The 1,426-nt window shown below is 59.4% G+C and carries 1 protein-coding gene; it reads right to left on the reverse strand.

Annotated elements, in window-relative coordinates; genetic code table 11:
* A partial coding sequence (locus AC1DH9_RS29160; RefSeq protein ID WP_477809337.1) for a mechanosensitive ion channel domain-containing protein occupies positions 1–1,148 on the reverse strand: 1,148 nt, incomplete at its 3' end.
* Positions 1,149–1,426 lie beyond the last annotated feature (278 nt).

Consider the following 1,426-nt stretch of genomic DNA (forward strand, 5'->3'; position numbering starts at 1 on the left):
CCACGGCTCAAGGCCACCGACACCACTCCGGATTCGATGATGAACAGGTGATCGCTGACCTCGCCCGCCGGCAGGATCATTTCCCCGGGACGGAAGGTAATAAGCGTCATGTTCTGGCTGAAGGTGTCTTTCTCTTCCGAACGCAAGGTCGAGAAAATACTCGAGCTTTCGAGCAACGCCCGTGGCCGCGAAAGGTCCGGCGGTGCTGTGGTTTCTGCGGTCGACAACAGGCTCACGCCCGACGCACGCAAATGCCGGAAGGCCAGGTCGTACAGCAGATTGCGCACTTCACGTTTTTGCCCCATGGACGATACAAATCCGATGATCTCGTACTCCACGCCACTGGCGCTGGAGCTTTTCAAGGAAACGCTCGGTGCCGGTTTGCCGAGCAACGGCCGGCAACCCTGCATCGCCCGCTCCAGCGCTTCGATCACCGTGTGCGGGCGTGCATGGGGGCTCRGTTGCAGGCTGATGGTAATGCCGAAGATGTCGCTGGGCCGGCTGAAGTTGATGATCTTGGCCTTGGCTGCCAACGAGTTGGGGATCACCGCCATGCTGCCCTGTGAGGTTTGTAGCCGCGTGGCCCGCCAATCGATATCGGTGACCCGGCCTTCGGTGCCGTCGATGGAGATCCAGTCATCCAGTTGATAGGGTTTGGTGGTGTTGAGCACGATGCCGGAAAACACGTCGCTGAGGGTACTCTGCAATGCCAGGCCGACGATGATCGCCAGGGCACCGGAAGTCGCCAGCACGCCTTTGACCGGCAAATCGAGCACATACGCCAGGGCGGCAATGATCGCGATCAGGAAAATCACCGCACCGAGCAAATCCTGCAACAGCCGGCCGGTATGCCCGACCCGTTGCATCATCACCGTGCCGAGCAACACCGTCAGGGTTCGCGCGCCGAACAGCCACCAACCGATCTGCAATCCGGTCGCAGCCAGGTGCAATGGCACGTTCTCCGGCCAGGGYGCCACGTCCATCGGGTTCATGCCTTCGTTGAACAGCACGGCACTGAACAACGCAAAAATCACCACCCGCACGACCAACTGCCAGTGACTGACGCTGATCAACCGCCACAGCAGGATGTCGAGCAAAATCAGCGCCAAGGCGCAAAACAGCGGGTGATCGGTGAGAAGTGACAACATCAAGCAACTCCAGCAAGACCAATGGCGTGAAGATCGCACAGATTGGGCACAGTGTAGGAGTGTTTGATTGCAAGGTGAACGCAACTCGCACAATACCAATGTGGGAGCGAGCCTGCTCGCGATGACGGTGGAACAGACACCGATGCAGTGACTGTCAGACCGCTATCGCGAGCAGACGAACGTCGCCCGGCTCTTCCCACAGTTGGTGAGTGGCGTATGCAGAATCCGTGTACGCCACCCACCATCGCTTGAGCGCACGGCCCCTGGATTCGTGATTT

It is taken from the genome of Pseudomonas sp. 05T35 (assembly GCF_056396605.1).